The sequence below is a fragment of the Pseudomonas sp. FW305-96 genome, from assembly GCF_058783825.1.
Genome location: NZ_JBYSYW010000052.1, coordinates 1 through 20,142 on the forward strand (window position 1 = coordinate 1; position 20,142 = coordinate 20,142).

General features: G+C 67.3%; 14 protein-coding genes. 5 read left to right on the forward strand and 9 right to left on the reverse strand.

All coding sequences use genetic code 11. From position 1 onward, the window contains the following. Nucleotides 1-215 precede the first annotated feature (215 nt). Nucleotides 216-767 (forward strand): isochorismatase family protein, encoded by a 552-nt coding sequence (locus tag AC3WL2_RS24970; RefSeq protein ID WP_102685286.1) that lies wholly within the window; start codon nt 216-218, stop codon nt 765-767. Further along, on the forward strand, nt 764-1,846 hold the full coding sequence (locus tag AC3WL2_RS24975; protein WP_371918153.1) for a DUF1615 domain-containing protein: 1,083 nt from the start codon (nt 764-766) through the stop codon (nt 1,844-1,846). The genes AC3WL2_RS24970 and AC3WL2_RS24975 overlap by 4 nt, the downstream gene beginning before the upstream one ends. Nucleotides 1,847-1,927: 81 nt before the next feature. Here the strand turns inward: AC3WL2_RS24975 and AC3WL2_RS24980 are convergent, their stop codons facing one another. The 9 genes from AC3WL2_RS24980 to AC3WL2_RS25020 form a co-directional block, all read right to left on the reverse strand. Beyond that, the gene (locus tag AC3WL2_RS24980) at nt 1,928-2,797 is read right to left on the reverse strand and encodes a metal ABC transporter substrate-binding protein (RefSeq protein WP_102685287.1); all 870 of its coding nucleotides are present in this window, start codon (nt 2,795-2,797) and stop codon (nt 1,928-1,930) included. After that, nucleotides 2,794-3,693 carry a metal ABC transporter permease gene (locus AC3WL2_RS24985; RefSeq protein WP_102685288.1) on the reverse strand — a complete coding sequence of 300 codons (900 nt, stop codon included), beginning with the start codon at nt 3,691-3,693 and terminating at the stop codon, nt 2,794-2,796. Before AC3WL2_RS24985 ends, AC3WL2_RS24980 begins: the two co-directional genes overlap by 4 nt. Then, the gene (locus AC3WL2_RS24990) at nt 3,693-4,439 is read right to left on the reverse strand and encodes a metal ABC transporter ATP-binding protein (protein WP_102685289.1); all 747 of its coding nucleotides are present in this window, start codon (nt 4,437-4,439) and stop codon (nt 3,693-3,695) included. Before AC3WL2_RS24990 ends, AC3WL2_RS24985 begins: the two co-directional genes overlap by 1 nt. Next, entirely contained in the window at nt 4,436-5,347 is a 912-nt protein-coding gene (locus AC3WL2_RS24995) for a metal ABC transporter substrate-binding protein (RefSeq protein ID WP_102685290.1), read from the reverse strand. The genes AC3WL2_RS24990 and AC3WL2_RS24995 overlap by 4 nt, the downstream gene beginning before the upstream one ends. 10 nt (nt 5,348-5,357) lie before the next feature. After that, the gene (locus AC3WL2_RS25000) at nt 5,358-5,927 is read right to left on the reverse strand and encodes a DUF6162 family protein (protein ID WP_102685291.1); all 570 of its coding nucleotides are present in this window, start codon (nt 5,925-5,927) and stop codon (nt 5,358-5,360) included. Then, complete coding sequence (locus AC3WL2_RS25005; protein ID WP_028692195.1) at nt 5,924-6,241, reverse strand: hypothetical protein; 318 nt, start codon at nt 6,239-6,241, stop codon at nt 5,924-5,926. Before AC3WL2_RS25005 ends, AC3WL2_RS25000 begins: the two co-directional genes overlap by 4 nt. Next, a complete protein-coding gene (locus tag AC3WL2_RS25010; RefSeq protein ID WP_094012606.1) occupies nt 6,238-6,774 on the reverse strand; it encodes a PA2404 family protein in 537 nt (178 codons plus the stop codon). The genes AC3WL2_RS25005 and AC3WL2_RS25010 overlap by 4 nt, the downstream gene beginning before the upstream one ends. Continuing rightward, nucleotides 6,771-7,955 carry a PepSY-associated TM helix domain-containing protein gene (locus tag AC3WL2_RS25015; RefSeq protein ID WP_102685292.1) on the reverse strand — a complete coding sequence of 395 codons (1,185 nt, stop codon included), beginning with the start codon at nt 7,953-7,955 and terminating at the stop codon, nt 6,771-6,773. The genes AC3WL2_RS25010 and AC3WL2_RS25015 overlap by 4 nt, the downstream gene beginning before the upstream one ends. Nucleotides 7,956-8,069: 114 nt before the next feature. Continuing rightward, the gene (locus AC3WL2_RS25020) at nt 8,070-9,263 is read right to left on the reverse strand and encodes a PepSY-associated TM helix domain-containing protein (RefSeq protein WP_102685293.1); all 1,194 of its coding nucleotides are present in this window, start codon (nt 9,261-9,263) and stop codon (nt 8,070-8,072) included. Between the two features lie 245 nt (nt 9,264-9,508). On the opposite strand from AC3WL2_RS25020, the gene AC3WL2_RS25025 reads away from it, so the two are divergent. The 3 genes from AC3WL2_RS25025 to AC3WL2_RS25035 all read left to right on the forward strand — a co-directional run. Next, nucleotides 9,509-10,492: a TauD/TfdA family dioxygenase gene (locus AC3WL2_RS25025; RefSeq protein WP_102685294.1), complete on the forward strand. Its 984-nt coding sequence runs from the start codon at nt 9,509-9,511 to the stop codon at nt 10,490-10,492. 136 nt (nt 10,493-10,628) lie between these two features. After that, entirely contained in the window at nt 10,629-14,033 is a 3,405-nt protein-coding gene (locus AC3WL2_RS25030) for a non-ribosomal peptide synthetase (RefSeq protein WP_102685295.1), read from the forward strand. Beyond that, nucleotides 14,030-20,142, forward strand: a 6,113-nt coding sequence (locus AC3WL2_RS25035; RefSeq protein WP_492574036.1) for an amino acid adenylation domain-containing protein, incomplete at its 3' end; no start/stop codon positions are given. The genes AC3WL2_RS25030 and AC3WL2_RS25035, both read left to right, overlap by 4 nt.

A 20,142-nucleotide genomic window follows, 5' to 3' on the forward strand; every position in this document is an offset into this window, starting at 1 on the left:
AAGACCTGCGTTCGGCCTCCTGAAGTCGCGAAGTTACGGGCGGCGCCTGGGCTGACGCAGCTGTCGCTAGCTGGGTAGGGCGCTAGACTTCTGATCGGCAACGGCAACGGCAACGGCAACGGCAACGGCAACGGCAACTTGCCCAGGTGCTGCTTTGATTGACGTCATCCTGCGCCTGGGTAAGGCTAGCCTTTTTCCCAGGCATGAGGCTGACAATGCTGATCGATCCTCGCAAGGCCACGCTGTTGGTCGTCGATATCCAGGAAAAGCTCATCGGCGCGATGAGCGATCCCGAGGGCACGGCGGCCCGCGCGCGCTGGCTGCTGGCGGCAACCGCCGAACTCGAGCTGCCCACCGTGATCTCCGAGCAGTATCCCAAGGGCCTGGGCCACACCCTGGCCGCCCTCAAGGCCGCTGCGCCAGCCGCTGAGATCGTCGAGAAAATGCACTTTTCCTGTGTCGCCGCCGAGTGCCTGCCGCCCAGCCTGCTGGCGCGCGAGCAGGTGATCGTCTGTGGCATGGAGACCCATGTCTGCGTGCTGCAGACCGTGCTCGGCCTGCTGGCCCTGGGCAAGCAGGTGTTCGTGGTCGAGGATGCCTGCGACAGCCGCACCCCGGCCAGCAAGGCGGCGGGCCTGGCGCGCATGCGCGATGCCGGGGCGCAGGTGGTCACCCGCGAGATGGTGCTGTTCGAATTGCTGGGCAGCTCCAGCCATCCGCTGTTCCGCCAGATCAGCAAGACCTACCTGGTGGGGGAGCAACCCTGAACGGGCGTCTGTTGGCCTTCGGGCTGCTGGCACTGGGCCTGCTGCAGGGCTGCGCGGGGCGCCGCGAAGAGGCGCCGGAGGCCGACCCGGCCAAGGTCCGCGCCCAGCTCATGCGCCTGCTGCCGGCCCAGGTCAAGGACCGCCAGGGTTGGGCCGAGGATATCCAGGTGGCCTTTCAGGCCCAGGGCATCAGCCCGAGCAAGAGCAACCTGTGCGCCGTGCTGGCGGTGACCGAGCAGGAGTCCACCTTCAATGCCGACCCTCAAGTGCCAAACCTGGGCCGCATCGCCCGGGAAGAGATCGACCGCCGGGCGGCTCGGCTGCATGTGCCCCGGCTGCTGGTCGATGGCGCCCTGAGCACGCCTTCGGCCAACGGCAAGACCTACCAGCAACGCCTGCTCGCCGTGCGCAGCGAAAAGCAACTCAGCGCTTTGTACGACGAGGTGATCGGTGGCCTGCCGCTGGGGCGTTCGCTGCTGGGCGGGCTGAACCCGGTGCGCACCGGCGGGCCGATGCAGGTCAGCGTGGATTTTGCCGAACAACACGCCAAGGGCTATCCCTACGACCACCCGGGCAGTATTCGCCAGGAGGTGTTCAGCCGCCGTGGCGGGATGTACTTCGGTATTGCCCACCTGCTGGGTTATCCGACCCATTACCAACGCCAGCTATACCGCTTCGCCGACTTCAATGCGGGTTGGTACGCCAGCCGCAACGCCGCGTTCCAGGCGGCGCTGAGCCGCGCCAGTGGGGTAACGCTGGCACTCGACGGTGACCTGATTGCCCCCGGCGCGATCATGCCCGGCACCACCGAGCAGGCGGCGCGCAAGCTGGGGGCGAAGCTGGGGCTGCGTAATCCGCAGATCAGGGCGCAGTTGGAGAAAGAGAACGACCTGGCGCTGGAGGAGACCGAGCTGTACCGCAAGGTCTTCGCCTTGGCCGAAGCCAAGGCCGGCAAGCCCTTGCCAAGGGCGGTGCTGCCGGGGATCGAGCTGAAAAGTCCGAAGATCACTCGCAAGCTGACCACGGCCTGGTTTGCCGGCAGGGTGGATGAGCGTTATCAGCGTTGCATGAAGCGCTGAAGCTGTCGCAGCGTGGGAGCGGGCTTGCCCCGCGACAGGGCCGGCATTGCAATCGCGGGTGCAAGCCCGCTCCCATGGCGATCAGCCCTGACCGAGCGCCTTGACCACCTGTTCGACACTGGCCTTGAGCCCGGCCACGGTATCGTCCGCGTCGCTCTCCACCACCAGCAGCTTCGCCCCGGCGGCGGCGATCACTTCGGCCACCTTGGCATCGGGCTGGCGATGGTGCAGCACCAGCGCCACGTCCTGCGCCTCGAGGTTGTCTCCAAAGGCCTTGAGCGCCGCCTCGTCCCACTTGTCGTCTGCCGGCAACGCCTGCTCGACCACGTCCAGGTTCAGCCCGCTGGCCAGGTAGCCCAGGCGTTCGGACAGGCTGACCACGGTCAGGTTGTCGACCTCGGCCAGTCGCGTCTGGCTGTTGGCGGTCAGCTCCAGCATCTGCCGCTTGATACCGGCCAGGTTGGCCTGGATCTTCGCTTTGTCCGCTGGCGAGAGGCGCTCCAGGTCATTGGCCACCACGTCAGCCATGCGCCCCAGGTTGGTTGGGTTGAGCCAGGGGTAGGCGGCGAAGGCTTCGTCGCCCTTGACCGCGATGCCGGGCAGGGCGCCGTCCACCGGGCGCGCGGCGTCGATCTCGACGATACGGATATTGCTGCGCCGGGCCATGGGGTAGAGCGGGTCGTCGCGCCAGATCGAGCGCACGCCGATCACCGCGTCGGCCTGTTGCGCCACCTTCTGCAGGCTGGCGCCACCACGGCCGCTGAAATACGAAGGTTGACGGCTGGCCGGCAGGTTGGCCGGGGCGGCGCGCTTGAGCTGCACCGAGGTTCCCTCGAGCAAGGCGCTGGCCAGGCTGTGGGTCACCGGCAGGGTGGTCAGTACTTCGGTGGCGCCCGCCAGCAGCGGCAGGCCGCTCAGGGCCAGGACCAGGGTGAGTTTTTTCAGGTTCATGCCGGGTTTCCTTGCAGGCGTGGGACGAGGGCGCGGGCCAGGGCGGCGAGGGCGAAGCAGATCCCGGCGACCAGGATGATCGCCGCGCCCGAGGGCACCGGCAGGTCGAAGACGATCGGCAGCAGGATGCCGAGCAACGTACTGAGGGTGGCGATGATCACCGAGACGAAGAAGAAGCCCTTGAGCGACTGGCTGACCAGCCGTGCCGCCGCCGCCGGGATCACCAGCAGGGCGCCGACCAGGATCGCGCCGATTACCTTGACCGAGGCCACGGTGACCAGGGTCACCAGCACCACGAACAGGTAGTCGAGGGTCTTCACCGCCACCCCGCGCACCGCCGCCAGCTGCGGGTTGAAACTGGCCAGCATGATGCGGTTGTACAACGGCAGTGCCAGGGCCAGCACCAGCACCGCGACGATGCCCAGCACTAGCAGGTCGTGGGCGCTGACGGTGAGCACCGAGCCGAACAGCACGTTTTCGAGGATGTGTACGTTGATCTTGCCGGCCAGCATCAGCAACAGGCTCGCGCCCAGGGCCAGCGACACCGAGAGGAACACGCCGATCAGGGTGTCCGGCGACAGGCCGGTACGGTTGCGCAGGAAGTTGAGGAGGATGCCGAACAGCAGGCAGTAGCCGAACAGGCTGCCGTACGGGCCAGTGTAGGGCTCGCCGAGCAGGATGCCGATGGCCACCCCGGTGAGCGCCGCGTGGCCGACCGCCTCGGAGAAGAAGGCAAAGCGCTTGACCACCACCAGGGTGCCCAGGCCGCCGAGTACCGGGCCGATCATCAGGCCCGCCAGCAGGGCGTTGACCACGAAGCCGTAGGCCAGTGCCTCGGGCAGATAGCCAGCCGTGGCCCAGTCCTGGACCAGTTGGCGCAAGGTTTCGAAACTCATCAGGCAAGGCTCTCGCTGCGCGGGTGAACGGAGAACAGTCCGAGCAGGCGCTCGGGAGTCAAGGCCTGGGCCGGCGGGGCGTCGAACAGCACCTGGCGGCTCAGCCCAGTGACGCGGTCAGCCAGGCGCAGCACCGCTTCGAGGTCGTGCTCGATCCACAGCACGGTGGTGCCGGCCTGGCGCCAGCCGTGCAGCAGTTGCTCGAACACCTGGATACCGGCCTCGTCGAGGGCCGACATCGGCTCGTCCAGCACCAGCAGCTGCGGTTCGGGGATCAGCCCCTGGGCCAGCAGCACGCGCTGGCGCTCGCCGCCGGAGAGGGCGCCCATGCGCCGCTTGCGCTTGTCGAGCATGCCCACCCGTTGCAGCGCCGCGTCGATTTGTGGGCGCACGCGCCGCGACAGGCCGAGGAACGCCGGACGGCGCTGGCACATGGCGGCCATGAAGTCGTCCACGGTCATCGGCAGGCCGCGGTCGAACTCCAGGGCCTGGGGCACGTAGCCGATCACCTCGCGCTCGCCGGGCCAGTGCAGGGTCAGCTGGCCCTGGTGCGGCATCTGCCCGAGCAAGGTCTTGATCAGCGAGCTCTTGCCGCCGCCGTTGGGGCCGACAATGGCGTGCACGCTGCCCGGGGCGACACTGAAACGCACGTTTTCGAGGATGCGCGTGCGGCCGAGGGTGAGGTCGATGCCGTCGAACTCGATGCGCGGCCCGCAGGCGCTGGTGAAGTTGGCGGCGGCGGTCACGTGCGGTTCTCCTGGATGGCCTGGACCACGGTGTCGAGGTTGCGCTTCATCTCCACCTCGTACTTCTCCTTGGTGTAGTCGCCGTAGGAAATGTGGGTGAGCGGGTAGATGCGCACGCCGGACTCGCGGTGGATGGTGTCGACATAGGCCGAGGGGAAGTCCATCTCCGAGAAGATCACCTTCACGTCCAGGGCTTTGAGCTGGTCGATGGTCTTCTTCAACTGCGCCGGGCTCGGCTCGATACCATGGGCAGGCTCCACCACGGCGGTGACTTCCAGGCCAAAGTCACGCACCAGGTAGTCGTAGGCAGCGTGGATGGTGGCCACGCGGAAGGTCGCGTCCGGCGCCTGGGTGACCTTGGCCAGGGCCGCGGCACGCAAGCCACGCAGACGCTTGGCGTAGGCACGGGCATTTTGCGTATAGAACCTGGCGTTGTCCGGATCGAGCTTGCCCAGTTCGCGGGCGATGTTGTTGACCTGGGCGATGGTGGCGCTGATCGACAGGAAGGTGTGCGGGTTGACCACCTTGCCGGCGCCGCGGGCGGCGATGCCGGTGGCCGCCAGCAGCGGCACGTTGGCGTTGGACTCGATGGTCCTGATGTCGGGCTTTTCGCTGGCGGCGATCATGCGGTCGGCGAAGTCGTCGTGGCCGACGCCGTTGAGCACGATCACGTCGAGGCTGCCGATGCGCTTGATGTCCTCGGCGCGCGGCTCGTAGGCATGCGGGTTGAAGCCGGCCGGGATCAGCGGCACCACTTCGGCCTTGTCGCCGACAATGTTGCTCACGTAGCTGTAGTAGGGGTGCAGGGTGATGCCGATGCGCAGGGGCTTGCCGTTGTCGGCGAGGGCCAGGGCGGGCAGGGCGCAGGCCAGGAGCAGCGCCAGGGTGTGGCGGGCGAAGCGGAGCATGGGCAGGTCCTTAGTGACGGTGTTGGCGGGTGACCCCGGCGTCGTAGTGGGTGACGATCTGCTGCCAGCCGGCGGCGATCAGCGCATCGCTGTCCAGCGCGTCCGGGGGCAGGGCGGTGCTGTCGCGGCGCAGCCAGACATCCGGCTGGGCATCGCTGGCGGCTGGCAGGATCACCAGGAAGCTGCCGGCCACCTGGGCGTCCTGGCTGCGTCCCAGGTAGGCACCGTTGGCCAACAACGACCACTGGTGGCTGCCGCGGCTCTGGCTGCTGGCGTCGCTGGCGAAGGGTGGCAGCCCCTCGTCGGCCAGGGCTTGGGCATCCGGGGCGACGCCATTGTCCTCGCGCAGTGCGCGGATCTCCTCGACGGCCACCCACAGGTCGGTGTGGATGCCCTGTTCGGCGGCATTGAGGTCGCGGCGGGCGTCAAGCTGGTGGGCGGCGATGGCCTGTTCATCCTCGCGTTCGCCGCGCACGGCCACCACGCTTGCGGCCAGCACCACGATCAGCACGGCGGCCAGCAGCACGTAGAGGGTCTCGTGCCCGGCACCGGCCGGGCGCACCACCTGGGCGCGGCTCATGGCGCACCGATGTCGGCGTGGTCGACTTCCACCACGTGGCCGGGGCCGGCGTCGAACAGCACGTAGAACTCGCCGTCGGGGCGCTTGAAGGTCAGGGTCGAGTCATCGCCGAGCTTGCTCGCCACCAGCACTTGTTCGTCGTAGCCGATCACGTCCAGGGTCACCCCCGGTGCGCCGCTGCCGTCGGAGAAACCGCCCTTGCAGGTGATCTGCTCGCCGTGCTCGGTGCACTCGCACATGGGGTTGTGCGCCAGCGCCGGGGTGGCGGCCAGGGCCAAGAGGGGCAGGGCCAGCCTGCGCATCAGCTGTTTCATTTGTTGCCTCCTTGTTTTTCAAGCCAGGCCGCGGTGGCGGGGGATGCCTTGGCCAGCGGCACCGAGGCCTGGTACATCTTGCCGTCCCAGCCTTCGATGGTGATCCAGATGTCGGCGTCGGGGCGGGTGCGTGGCGGGATCGGCAGCGAGGTGCCCATGCGCGCCGGCGCGCCGAAGAAGATCGTGCCGGCGGCGCGCAGGCTGCGCGGCTTGCCCACCCGCAGGTAGATGGCCTTGGCGCCGTCGTTGCAGTTGCCGCAGGCGGCGTTGAAAGCCTTGAAGTAGCCGGCCGGGCCTTCGGCACGCGGGGCTTCGTCGCGCAGCTCGGCCAGGTCCAGTGTCCAGCGCCCGACCTGGACGTCCTGGATGATGTTGGCGCCCAGGCCGCTGTCGCCGCGGAACAGGCTGGCGTCGGCGAAGTACTTGGGCATGAAGCCCAGCGGCACGAGGATCAGCAGGATGTTCAGGTGGAAGCGCCATTTCAGCCACAGCTGCTTCAGGCCGCTGGGCGGCAGGGTGTCGGTCTGGCTCAAGAGTGGGCCTCCAGGGTGATTGGGCGCGCCGGGCGTTCGCCGCGCTTGAGGGCGGCGCGGGTGGCCTGGGCGGTGCGTTTGGTCCAGATCAGCAGGCCGCTGAACACCATCAGGGTCAGCACCAGGCCGAAGAAGAACCAGATCAGCTTGATCGCCAGGCCACCGAAGTCACCGGTGTGCAGCGGGCGCATGGATTCGGTGACGAACTCCAGGGCCGAGCGGTCGCCGAGCAGGAACTGGGCGTCGACGTTGCGCGTGTAGGGGTTGACCTCGGCGGTCTGGAACATCAGCGGGTACCAACCGCGGCCGCCCATGCTGTAGTGGCTGTAGGCGGTGGCGGGCAGCGAGATGAAGCTGACGTCCAGGCCCGGGACCGCCTGGGTGGCGATGCGCGCCGCTTCGTCCAGGTCGATGCGTGGCGCCGGGCTGCCGTCGGGGGTTTGCGGGACCTGCTGGCGGGCGATCACCGGCGTGACGGGCTCGCTGGAAATCGTCACGTGGTTGTCGCCGAGGATCGCCTGGATCAGGAACCAGGTGCCGGTGATGGAGATCACCGCGATGAACCAGATCGACCACACGCCGGCCAGGCGGTGCAGATCGCCCCAGAAGATCCGCCGGCCATGGCCGGTGCGCACGGGCTTGAAGAAGCCGCGCCAGAATTTCTTGTACACCACCAGCCCGGTGACCAGCGAGGCGAGCATCGGCAGCCCGAGCAGCGACACCAGGTACCAGCCCCAGCTGTAGCCGTTGGTGAAGGGCACCAGCCACCAGCCGTGCAGGGCGCGGGTGAACGCTTCGAAGTCGAAGTCCGGGCGCTGGCCCTGGATGGCCCCGCTGTACGGGTTGACGTAGAGCAGCGCGTGGGTGCCGTCGGCGCGGGTCACCGAGGCCTGCAGGGCGAAGTGCGAACCGTCCGGCTGGCTGAAGAAACGCACCGCCAGGTCCGGTTCGGCCTTGTGCATCGCGTCGAGCACTTGCTGGTAGCTCAGGCGCTGGCTGTCGTAGTCGGGCTTGCTGGCGCGCACGTCGGCGTTGGCCAGCCAGACGATTTCCTGGCTGACCACCGCGAGCATGCCGGTGAAGCAGACGATCAGGACGAAGAACCAGATCGGCAGGGCAAGCCAGCTGTGCACCAGAAACCACAGCTTGGAATTGGATTTCTTTCTCGATTGTCGGGCCATCGGTCGGTCTTCTGCATAAAAAAATACGGTCGAGTCTGTGCTCAACCTGGAGGGCTGCATAAGTAAGGACGAATGAGAATCAGAAAGCTGCCAAAGCAAATGAAAGAAAATGTTTCAAGAACTGGACGTGACCTCCGTTGCAACCGGCTGCTTGGCCGTGCGCGCCTGCTTTTGGCTGCGCTTGAGCGCGTTGGCGGTGGCCAGGGCGGTACGTTTGCTCCAGATCAGCAGGCCGCTGAGCACCATCATGCTCAGCAGCAGGCCGAAGAAGAACCAGATCAGCTTGGTGGTCAGGCCGGCGAACTCGCCGGTGTGCAACGGGCGCATGGATTCGGTGACGATTTCAACCGCCTTGCGATCGCCCAGCAGGCGGCTGGCTTCCATCTTGCCGGTATAAGGGTTGATTTCGGCTTTCTGGTACACCAGTGGATACCAGCTCATGCCACCGATGCTCAGATGGGCATAGGCGTTGCTGGGGAAGCCGACGTAGTCGACGGTGAAGCCCGGGATTTCGCGCTGGGTGATCCTGACGGCCTCGTCCGGGCTGATCATCGGCGTCGGACTGCCGTCGGCGGTCAGTGGCACCGTCTCCCGTGCCACCACCGGCACGATGGGCTGGCTGGAGATGGCGATATGGTTGTCGGCGAGCAGGGCCTTGATCAGGAACCAGGTGCCGGTGATGGAAATCACCGCGATGAACCAGATCGACCAGATGCCGCTCAGGCGGTGGAAATCGCCCCAGAAGATCCGCGCGCCCTGGTTGAACCGCAAGGTCGGCTTGAAGAAACCTTTCCAGAAACGTTTGTAGATCACCAGGCCGGTGACCAGCGAAGCCAGCATCGGCAGCCCGAGCAGTGACACCAGGTACCAGCCCCAGCTGTAGCCATTGGTGTGCGGCACCAGCCACCAGCCGTGCAGGGCGCGGGTGAATTCCTCGAAGTTGAACTGCGGGGGAACGCCCTGGATATGCCCGGTGTAGGGGTTGACGTAGACCCTCAGCGTGCGGCCGTCAGGGTAAGTGACATCCGACAGCATGGCGAAGTGCGACTCGCTCAGGGTCATCAGGCTGGCCACGGCGATGCCGGGCTCGTCGCGCTGCATGGCCACCAGCAGCTCGTCGTAGGACAACCGCGGGGCGTCATCCGAAGGCGGATTGGCGCGGGTTTCCGGATTGGCCAGCCAGACGATCTCCTTGCTGATCACCGCCAGGGTGCCGGTGACGCAGACTATGAGCACGAAGAACCAGATGGGCAGCGCCAGCCAGCTGTGCACGAGGAACCAGATTTTCGAGCGGGACTTTTTCGACATGGGTACACAGTGTCAATGGCGAATGAAGGGGCGGATTGCCCGGCCGTATCAGAAAGAGACGCATGAGCAGGGCAAAACCTGATGGGTCAATTGCAAGCAAGTGTTTCCAGGTTGCCCTGCCTGTTGCTGCGGGTTCCTGCGCTGGGACTAATTTGCCTGCTTCCCGAAACGTCCCCCTATCACCGGATGCGAGCGTGCCCTGGGCCGTCGCTCCCTTTTCCTTAGGTGTGTACAGGAGGCCCGTCATGGGTGTTGCTGTGGGATTTACAGTGCGTCCGCTATTGCCGGAGCAGGGACGTTTGCCATTGCTGGTGGAGGCCGGTGACGACGACACCAGCCTGCTGGACGTGTTCGATGAGCTCAAGGCGCTGGTGGACGAACACCTGTTGCGCGATGGCGGCATCCTGTTCCGCGGTTTCCGCCTGGAGGGCGCCGAGCAATTCCGTCAGTTCGCCGCCAGTTTCGGCCATCCGCTGCTCAACTACGAGTTCGGCTCCACGCCGCGCACCAACGTCACCCAGGGGGTCTACACCTCCACCGAGTATCCCGCGCACCAGCATATTCCGTTGCACAACGAGCAGGCGTACTCGCGCGATTGGCCGATGAAGATCTGGTTCTACAGCATGATCGCGGCAAAGTCCGGCGGCCAGACGCCGATTGCCGACAGTCGCGAGGTCTATCGCAGGGTGCCGGCGCACATTCGCGAGCGCTTCGTCAGCAAGGGCCTGATGTATGTGCGCAATTTTGGCAACGGGCTGGATGTGTCCTGGGAGGATGTGTTCAATACCGAGGATCCGCAGGAGGTCGAGGCCTACTGCAAGGCCCATGGCATCACCTGTGAATGGAAGGATGACGGTGAGCTGCGCACGCGCCAGGTATGCCAGGCGGTGGCCGAGCACCCGGTCACCGGCGACAAGGTCTGGTTCAACCAGGCGCACCTGTTCCATATTTCCAACCTGCCGCCCGAGGTGCGGGAAAGCCTGCTGGACATCGTCGACGAGGAAGACCTGCCGCGTAACGTCTACTACGGTGACGGTTCGCCCATCGAGGATGAGGTGCTCGACGAGATCCGTGCGGTGCTCGAGGACTGCAAGATCAGCTTCCTCTGGCAGGAAGGCGACGTGATGATGCTCGACAACATGCTCGCCGCCCATGCCCGCGCGCCGTTCGAAGGCCCGCGCAAGGTGATCGTGGCGATGGCCGAGGGGCACTCGCTGGACCAGGCCTGATCTGTCGAGGCTGGGGCTGCCGCGCAGCCCCAGGCTTTTCAGGCTCGATACCCGCTAAATCATCCCCCCGCCCATTCGTTCTTGTTGATGCGCCCGGACCTTCCGGTCGCGCCGCCGATCAGCAAGGACCCCACACATGAATGCCGCAGACGCCCAGAAACTTTCCCGCCGTTTCATCGAGTTGCCCCTGGACAAGCGTCGCTTGTTCCTCGAAGGGATGCGACGCGAGGGTATCGATTTCGCGCAGTTGCCCATGTCGTCCTGTGTCGGCCTGAGCGAGCGCGACGGCCTGTCCTACGCCCAGCAGCGCATGTGGTTCCTCTGGCAGCTGGAACCCCACAGTGCCGCCTACAACCTGCCGATGGCCGTGCGCCTGGAAGGCGAGCTGCAGGTCCAGGCGCTGGAGCGGGCCTTCACCTTGCTGGTCGGCCGCCACGAATGCCTGCGCACCACCTTCGCCCAGGACGGCGAGCGCGCCGTGCAGCGGGTAGCCGAGCCAACGCAGGTAGGCATCCAGCTGTTCGACCTGGCCGATCTGCCCGAAGCCACGCGCTGGGAGCGCGCGCACCAGCAGATGGCGGCCCAGGCGACCCAGGCCTTCGACCTCGAGCGTGGGCCGCTGTTCGGCATCGCCCTGCTGCGCCTGGCGCCCCAGGAGCATGTGCTGCTGCTGACCCTGCATCACATCATCGCCGACGGCTGGTCGATGAACGTCCTGATCGACGAATTCATGCGCAGCTACGACGCCCTGGTGGCGGGGCGCGAGCCTGCGCTGGCGGAAATCAAGGTGCACTACCGTGACTACGCGCTGTGGCAGCGCAGCTGGCTGGAGGCCGGTGAGCGCGAGCGCCAGCTGGACTACTGGCGCGAGCAGCTGGGCGACGAGCACCCGTTGCTGGAGCTGCCGACCGACCGGCCTTATCCGGCCCAGCCCAGCCACCTGGGCGAGCGCCTGGAGCTGGTGCTCGACGCTGGCCTGCGCGAAGATCTCAAGCAACTGGCCCAGCAGCACGGGGTGACCCTGTCCACGGTGCTGCTGGCGGTGTTCAAGACCCTGCTGTACCGCTACAGCGGGCAGGCCGACATCCGCGTCGGCGGCCTGATCGCCAACCGCAACCGCAGCGAAACCGAGGGGCTGGTCGGCTTCTTCGTCAATACCCAGGTGCTGCGCAGCCAGTTCAGCGCGCAGACGCCGTTCAGCGACCTGCTGCGCAGCCTGCACCAGGCCTCGGTCGGTGCCCAGGCGCACCAGGACCTGCCGTTCGACGCGCTGATCGAAGCCCTGCAGCCCCAGCGCAGCCAAAGCCACACGCCGCTGTTCCAGGTGATGTTCAACCACCAGCCGCTGGTCACCGACCTCAAGGATGTGCGCCTGGACTGCGGCCTGCGCGTGGGCTACCTGAGCGCCGAGCAACTGGCCGGCAGCCGCCGCCAGCATGCGGCCACCAGTGACCTGATGCTCGATACCCGGGAGGAGGGCGAGCAGGTGTTCGCCGCCTTCACCTATGCCACCGATATCTTCGATGAAGCCACCATCAGTGCCCTGGCCGGGCACTGGCGCAACCTGCTGCGCGCGGTGTGCAACGATCCGCGCCAGCGCCTGGGCGAGCTGCCGATGCTGGCCGCGGCCGAGCGCCAGGCGTTGCTGTGCCCGGTGGCCGATGTGGCGCCGTGGGAGCCGGTGCAGCGCCTGTTCGAAGCCCAGGCCGTGCGCAGCGGCGAGGCGCTGGCGCTGGTCCTGGCCAATGGCGCCGAGGCGCCGTCGATGCGCTATGCCGAGCTCAACGCCCGGAGCAACCGCCTGGCCCATTTCCTGCGTCGCCAGGGCGTTGGCCCCGACAGCCTGGTCGGCGTGGCCCTGGATCGTTCGCTGGACCTCGCCGTGGCCCTGCTGGCCGTGCTCAAGGCCGGTGGCGCCTATGTGCCGCTGGACCTGCAGGCACCGACCGAGCGCCTGGGCCATGTACTCGAGGACAGCGGCCTGCAGTGGCTGTTGACCACTACTGCGCAGTTGCCCGGCCTGCCGGCACGGGAGGCAGTGCGCTGCCTGTGCCTGGACCAGCTGAAACTGGAAGACGAGCCGGTCGCTGACCTGCCGCTGACCGTCGTGCCCGACAACCTGGCCTATGTGATCTACACCTCCGGCTCCACCGGCCGGCCCAAGGGCGTGGCGATCAGCCACGGCGCCTTGAGCGAGTTCATCGCCCGCGCCATCGACTACAGCGACCTGCGCGAAGGCGACCGGGTGCTGCAGTTCGCCACCAGCAGCTTCGATGGTTTCGTCGAGCAGTTCTTCCCGCCGCTGTGCCATGGCGCCTGCGTGGTGCTGCGCGATACCCGCCTGTGGGACAGCGCCGCCCTGCACGAAGTGCTGATCGAGCACGGGGTGACTCTCGCCGACCTGCCGGCCGCCTACTGGTACTGGCTGGTGCAGGACTTCGCCGCGCGTCCGCCGGCCAGCTACGGCGCGCTGCGCCAGATCCACGTCGGCGGCGAGGCAATGGCGGTGGACGGGCTGCGCCTGTGGCAACTGGCAGGGCTGGGCCATGTGCGTCTGCTCAACACCTATGGTCCGACCGAGGCCACGGTGGTTTCGACCATTCACGACTGCACCGGGCTCGGCCACGAGGCAGTGTCCTGGCGTGGCATCCCCATTGGCCAGGGTCTGGCGCAGCGTCGCCTGTACATCCTCGATGATGACCTCGAACTGCTGCCCCAGGGCGCGGTGGGCGAGTTGTACATCGGCGGCCCAGGCCTGGCCCGTGGCTACCACGGCCAGCCGTCACTGACTGCCCAGCGCTTCGTCGCCGATCCGTTCGCCCAGGGCCAGCGCCTGTACCGCACCGGCGACCGCGCGCGCCTGGGCAGCGATGGCGCCATCGAATACATCGGCCGCGTCGATCACCAGGTCAAGGTGCGCGGTTTCCGCATTGAACTCGGCGAGATCGAGGCGCGCCTGCAACAGTGCCCGGGGGTTCGCGAGGCGGTGGTGCTGGCCCTGCCGATGACCGGCGGCCTGCAACTGGTTGCCTATGTGGTGCCTGACGCCGCCGAACAGGATGCCGCCGAACAGGCGCGCTTGCGCCAGCAGGTACGCAGCCTGCTCAAGGCCCGCCTGCCCGAGTACATGGTGCCCGGCCACCTGCTGCTGTTGCCGCGCCTGCCCCTCACGCCCAGCGGCAAGCTGGACCGCAAAGCCCTGCCGGCGCCGGACCCGAGTGCGCTGCAGGCCGAGTACCGGGCGCCGCAGAGCGCCGTCGAGCAACAACTGGCGCAGATCTGGATGCAGGTGCTGAACGTGCCGAAGGTTGGCCTGGACGATCACTTCTTCGAACTCGGCGGGCACTCGTTGCTGGCCGCCCAGGTGCTGGCGCGGATCAAGGATCAGTTGGGCCTGGTGCTGCCGTTGCGCAGCCTGTTCGAACAACCGGCGCTGGGTGACCTGGCCGCCGAGCTGGCCCGGCTGCAGGGCGGCGATACGGATGATGACTGGGCGGATATGGACGCGTTCCTGGGTTCCTTGGAAGGGGTTGAGGCATGAGTGGCAACATGGCGGTACGCATTGCGAAACGGTTCGTCAGCCTGCCCCTGGAGCAGCGCCGGCAGTTCCTCGCCAAGCTGCGTGAGGACGGCAAGGACTTCAGCCTGTTGCCGGTGGTCGAGTCACGGCACGACTTCGCCAGCATCCCCTTGTCCTTCGCCCAGCAGCGCCTGCTGTTCCTCTGGCAGCTGGAGCCGCACAGCGCGGCGTACAACATGGCTGCTGGCCTGCGCCTGAGCGGCCGGCTTGATGTGTCAGCACTGCAGCGCTCATTCGACTACCTGGCGACGCGCCACGAGGCGCTGCGCACGGTGTTCCAGGTCGAGGGCGAACAGCCGTGCCAGGTGATCCTCGATCATCTGGCCGTGCCCCTGGAACAGGTCGACCTCACCGCCATCGCCACTGACCAGCGTGAGGCCGAGCTGGCCACGCGGGTGCGCGAGGCCAGTCACCAGTCGTTCGACCTGCTGCACGGCCCGCTGCTGCGTGCCACCCTGTACCGGCTGGCGGCCGAGGACTATGTGCTGCTGGTGTGCATGCACCACATCGTCTCCGACGGCTGGTCGATGGATGTGATGGTCAAGGAGTTCGTGCACAGCTACCAGGCGTTCAGCCAGGGCCAGGCGCCGCAGTTGCCGGCGCTGGCGGTGCAGTACGCCGACTACGCCATCTGGCAGCGCAGCTGGCTGGAGGCCGGGGAGGGCGAGCGCCAGCTCGACTACTGGCGCCAGCAGCTGGGCGAGGAGCAACCGCTGCTGGAGGTCGCCGCGGACTACCCGCGTCCACTGACCCAGAGCTTCGATGGCCAGACCCTGGGCTTCGACTTTGGCGTCCAGCTGTCCCGACGCCTGGGCGGCTATGCCCGCGCGCAGGGCATGACCCTGTTCATGCTGGTGCTGACCGGTTTCTCGCTGTTCCTGTCGCGCCAGGCCGGGCAGCGCGATATCCGCATCGGCGTGCCCAACGCCAACCGCGGCCGTGCCGAGGTCGAGGGGTTGATCGGCTTCTTCGTCAATACCCAGGTGCTGCGCTGCCAGGTGGACGAGCGCCTGAGCTTCGATGACCTGCTGGCCCAGGTGCGCGAAGCGGTGCTCGGCGCCCAGGCGCACCAGGAGCTGCCGTTCGAGCAACTGGTTGACGCACTGGTGCCGGAGCGCAACCTCGGCCACAACCCGCTGTTCCAGGTCAAGTTCAACCAGAACGTCGGCATGCAGCGCCAGCGCTCGCTGGCCTTGCCGGGCCTGAGTGTCGCCGAGTACCCGCTGGACAAGGTCGGCACCCACTTCGACCTGGCGCTGGACATCACCGACGACGGCCAGCTGATCCATGGCGAAATGACCTTCGCCAGCGACCTCTACCAGCGTTCGACCGTCGAAGCCTTCATTCCGGCCTTCATCGAACTGCTGGGCCAGCTGCTCGATGCCCCGCAGCTGCCGCTGCACCGCCTGGCCGCGCCGCTGCGCAGCGAACAGGCGACGCAGCGTGAGGTGCCGGCGCTGGTGCTGGAACACTGGCAGCAGCAGGTGCACCGGCAGCCCGAGGCGCTTGCCGCTTGCAGCCTGGAGCACAGCCTGAGCTTCGCCGCTCTGGACCAGGCCGCCAACCGCCTGGCCCATCACCTGCAACAGCAGGGTGTGGTCAGCGGCCAACCGGTTGCGGTGCTGATGGAGCGTTCGCTGGACTGGCTGACCTGCATGCTTGGTATCCTCAAGGCTGGCGCCGTGTACATGCCGCTGGACCCCAAGGCGCCTGAAACGCGCCTGCGGCAGATGCTCGACGCCGCACAAGCCAAGGTGCTGCTGTGCGCCGCCGGCGATGCGCGACTGACCAGCCTGGCTGCCGCCGATCACCTGACCTTGGCCTATGTCCCCGAACAATGGCAGGACCTGCCGGCCAACGCGCCGGCGCTCACGCTGTGGGCCGAATCGCCGGCCTATGTGATCCACACCTCCGGCTCCACTGGTCAGCCGAAGGGCGTACTGGTCAGCCATGGCGCCCTGGCCAGCTACGTCGCCGGCCTGCTCGAACGCCTGGCGCCTGCGCCGGGGGCGAGCATGGCGCTGGTCTCGACCATCGCCGCCGACCTGGGCCACACCGTGCTGTTCGGTGCCCTGTGTTCCGGACGCCTGCTGCATGTACTGCCCGAAGCGCTGGGCTTCGACCCGGACGCCTTCGCCCGCTACATGGCCGAACACCAGGTCGGTGTGCTGAAGATCGTCCCCGGCCACCTGGCGGCGTTGCTGCAAGCCGGCAACCCCGCCGATGTGCTGCCCGAGCATGCACTGATCGTCGGTGGCGAGGCCTGCACGCCAGCCCTGGTGGAGCAGGTACGCCGGCTCAAGCCGGGCTGCCGCCTGATCAACCACTATGGCCCGAGCGAGACCACGGTTGGCGTGCTGACCCATGAAGTGGCCGCGCTCGCTGAGGGCGCCCGTGCCGTGCCGGTGGGTGAGCCCTTGCCGGGCGCCCATGTGCTGCTGCTCGACGATGTGCTCAACCCGGTGGCCGATCAGGTCGCCGGTGAGCTGTACATCGGTGGCGCCAGCGTGGCCCAGGGTTACCTGGGCCAGCCGGGCCTGACCGCCGAACGCTTCCTGCCGGACCCGACGCGGCCTGGCCAGCGCTTGTACCGCAGTGGCGACCGGGTGCGGCGCAATCGTTCGGGCCAAGTGGAATTCATCGGCCGCGCCGACGACCAGGTCAAGGTGCGCGGTTATCGCGTCGAGCCGGCCGAGGTGGCACGGGTACTACGAGGGCTGGACGGGGTCGCCGAGGCGGTGGTCCTGGCGCAGCCGGTGGAAGGCGACGAAAGCCGTCTGCAGCTGGTCGGCTGGTGCGTGGGCCAGGGGCTGCAGGGTGAAGCCTTGCGCCAGCAACTGCAGGATCGGCTGCCGGACTACATGGTGCCGGCGCAGGTCCTGGTCCTTGACCGCCTGCCGCTGACCGCCAACGGCAAGCTGGACAAGCGCGCCTTGCCGGCGCCGGGCGTCGCCCGGCGTCAGTACACCGCGCCGGTCGGCGAGATCGAAGAGGCCCTGGCGGCCATCTGGGCCGAGGTGCTCAAGCTCGACCAGGTCGGCAGCACCGACAACTTCTTCGAGCTGGGCGGCGACTCGATTCTCAGCCTGCAGATCATCGCTCGGGCCAAACGCCAGGGCATCAAGCTCAGCCCCAAGCAGCTGTTCGAGAAACAGACCATCGGCCAGCTGGCGGCGGTGGCCAAGCGCATCGAGAAAAAGGCCGTGGCGGTCGAGCAGGTCAGTGGTTCGATGCCATTGCTGCCGATCCAGGCACGCTTCTTCGAAACCGCTATCCCCGAGCGCCAGCACTGGAACCAGGCCCTGCTGCTCAAACCGACCCAGGCCCTTGGCGCTGACCACCTGCAAGGCGCATTGCAGGCGCTGGTCGCTCAGCACGACGCCTTGCGGCTGCGCTTCACCCAGGGCGAGGCCTGGCAGGCCGAATTCCAGCCCACCAAGGCCGACGATATCCTCTGGGTTCGTCAACTGAGTGACCTGGCCGAGCTGCCGGCCTTGGCCGAGCAGGCACAGCGCAGCCTCGACCTGGCCCAGGGGCCGCTGCTGCGGGCGCTGCTGGTAGAACTGCCCGAGGGCCAGCAGCGCTTGCTGCTGGTGATCCACCACCTGGTGGTCGACGGTGTGTCCTGGCGGATACTGCTGGAAGACCTGCAACTGGCCTACACGGCCCTGGCCGCCGGCAAGGCCGTGACACTGGCAGCCAAGAGCAGCTCGCTCAAGGTCTGGGCCGAGCGCCTTGGCGCCTATGCCCGCAGCCCGGAACTGCTGGCCGAGGCCGAACACTGGCTGCGCGGCCTTGAAGCCGCTGGCGGCGAGTTGCCCCGCGATAACCCGGCGGGCGCCCAGACCAATCGTCACGTCGCCCATGCCTCGTCACGCCTGGACGCCACGCTGACCCGCAAACTACTGCAAGTGGCGCCCGCCGCCTACCGCACCCAGGTCAACGACCTGCTGCTGGCGGCCCTGGCGCGGGTGCTGTGCGACTGGACCCGAGAGGATTCGGTACTGATCCAGCTCGAAGGCCACGGCCGCGAGGACCTGTTCCCGGAACTGGACCTCAGCCGCACCCTGGGCTGGTTCAGCAGCCTGTTCCCGGTACGCCTGACGCCGGCCCAAGGGCTTGGCGAGGGGCTGTGCGCAATCAAGGAACAACTGCGTTCGGTGCCGAACAAAGGCATCGGCTATGGTGTGCTGCGCTATCTCGGCGAGCCCGATCTGCGCGAGCGTCTGGCGGCATTGCCGCAGCCACGGGTGACCTTCAACTACCTGGGCCAGTTCGACGGCAGCTTCGCAGAGGTTGAAGGTGCCCTGTTCACCCCGGCCAGCGAGGGCAGTGGCGCCACACAGGGCCTGGACAGCCCACTGGGCAACTGGCTCGGCATCAACGGCCAGGTCTACCAGGGCGAGCTGGAGCTGGACTGGAGCTTCAGCCGTGAGATGTTCCACCCAGAGACCATCGAAGCCCTGGCGCGCCGCTACGAGCAGGTGCTTGCCGAATTGGTCGAGCATTGCGCCCAGGCGCCGCACCAGGGTGTCACGCCATCGGACTTCCCGCTGGCCGAGCTGACCCAGGCGCAACTGGACAGCCTGCCGCTGGCGGCCGTGGAAATCGAAGACCTCTATCCGCTGTCGCCGATGCAGCAGGGCATGCTGTTCCATAGCCTCTACGAGCAGGACGCGGGCAACTACATCAACCAGCTGCGCGTGAACGTGCAGGGGCTGGACGTGTCGCGCTTCCGCACGGCCTGGCAGGCGGTGGTGGACAATCACGAAGTGCTGCGCAGCTGCTTCCCGCAGGACCTGCCGTTGCCTGTGCAAGTGGTACGGCGCCAGGTGCAGGTGCCGTTTGTCGAGCTCGACCAGGCCCAGGATCCGGACGCCGTGGCCCAGGCCGAGCGCCAGGCTGGCTTCGACCTGGCCAGCGGCCCGCTGCTGCGCCTCACATTGATCCGCACGGCTGACGGCGGCCATCACCTGATCTACACCAGCCACCATATCCTGATGGACGGCTGGAGCAGCTCGCGCCTGCTCGGCGAGGTGCTGCAGCGTTACAGCGGCGTCGCCCCGAGCGCCAGGACCAGCCGCTACCGCGACTATATCCAGTGGCTGCAAGGCCAGGGCCAGCAGGCCAGCGAAACCTTCTGGCGCGCCCAGGTGGCCGAGCTGGACGAGCCAACGCGACTGGTACAGGCGTTCAAGTCCTCGGCCCAAGGGCGAGGCCATGGCAGCCTGGCGCTGCGCTTCGAGCCGCAACAGACCCAGCAGTTGGCGGACTTCGCCCGGGAACAGCGGGTTACCCTCAACACCCTGGTCCAGGCCGCGTGGCTGTTGCTGTTGCAGCGCTACACCGGCCAGGCCAGCGTGACCTTCGGCGCCACCGTGGCCGGCCGCCCGGCGGAGCTCGCGGGCGTCGAGGAGCAGCTGGGGCTGTTCATCAACACCTTGCCGGTGGTCGCCAGCCCACGCCCGGAACAGACCGTCGGCGACTGGGTGCAGCAGGTGCAGGCGCTGAACCTGGCCCTGCGCGAGCACGAACACACGCCGTTGTACGAGATCCAGCGCTGGGCCGGCTGGAGCGGCGAAGCACTGTTCGACAACATTCTGGTTTTCGAGAACTACCCGGTCGCCGAGGCGCTGCAACAGGGCGCGCCGCAAGGCCTGCAGTTCGGCGAGGTGCAGAACCAGGAACAGACCAACTATCCGTTGACCCTCGTGGTGCAGGTGGGTGAGCGCCTGGAGGCGAGCTTCAGTTTCGATCGCCAGTGCTTCAGCGAGCTGGCCATCGACCAGTTGGCGGGGCACTTCCAGCACCTGCTCGCGCAGTTGGCAGCTGATGGTCGGCGTGCCCTGGGTGCGCTTAGCCTGCCGGTGGAAGACCAGCAGGTAGTTGCCAGCTATCCAACTACGGCTTGCACCCACGCGCTGATCGAGCAGCAGGCGGCGCGCACACCCGAGGCGATCGCCGCGACCTTCGCCGGGCAGGCGCTGAGCTACGACCAGCTCAACCGCCGCGCCAACCGCCTGGCGCACAAGCTGCGCGAGCAGGGCGTGGGGCCGGATGTGCTGGTGGG

Coding starts and splice junctions, on each gene's coding strand:
- AC3WL2_RS24970 (WP_102685286.1), top strand. CDS start 216: ATGCTGATCGATCCTCGCAAGGCCACGCTGTTGGTCGTCGATATCCAG.
- AC3WL2_RS25020 (WP_102685293.1), bottom strand. CDS start 9,263: ATGTCGAAAAAGTCCCGCTCGAAAATCTGGTTCCTCGTGCACAGCTGG.
- AC3WL2_RS25005 (WP_028692195.1), bottom strand. CDS start 6,241: ATGAAACAGCTGATGCGCAGGCTGGCCCTGCCCCTCTTGGCCCTGGCC.
- AC3WL2_RS25015 (WP_102685292.1), bottom strand. CDS start 7,955: ATGGCCCGACAATCGAGAAAGAAATCCAATTCCAAGCTGTGGTTTCTG.
- AC3WL2_RS24980 (WP_102685287.1), bottom strand. CDS start 2,797: ATGAACCTGAAAAAACTCACCCTGGTCCTGGCCCTGAGCGGCCTGCCG.
- AC3WL2_RS25030 (WP_102685295.1), top strand. CDS start 10,629: ATGAATGCCGCAGACGCCCAGAAACTTTCCCGCCGTTTCATCGAGTTG.
- AC3WL2_RS24995 (WP_102685290.1), bottom strand. CDS start 5,347: ATGCTCCGCTTCGCCCGCCACACCCTGGCGCTGCTCCTGGCCTGCGCC.
- AC3WL2_RS24985 (WP_102685288.1), bottom strand. CDS start 3,693: ATGAGTTTCGAAACCTTGCGCCAACTGGTCCAGGACTGGGCCACGGCT.
- AC3WL2_RS25025 (WP_102685294.1), top strand. CDS start 9,509: ATGGGTGTTGCTGTGGGATTTACAGTGCGTCCGCTATTGCCGGAGCAG.
- AC3WL2_RS25000 (WP_102685291.1), bottom strand. CDS start 5,927: ATGAGCCGCGCCCAGGTGGTGCGCCCGGCCGGTGCCGGGCACGAGACC.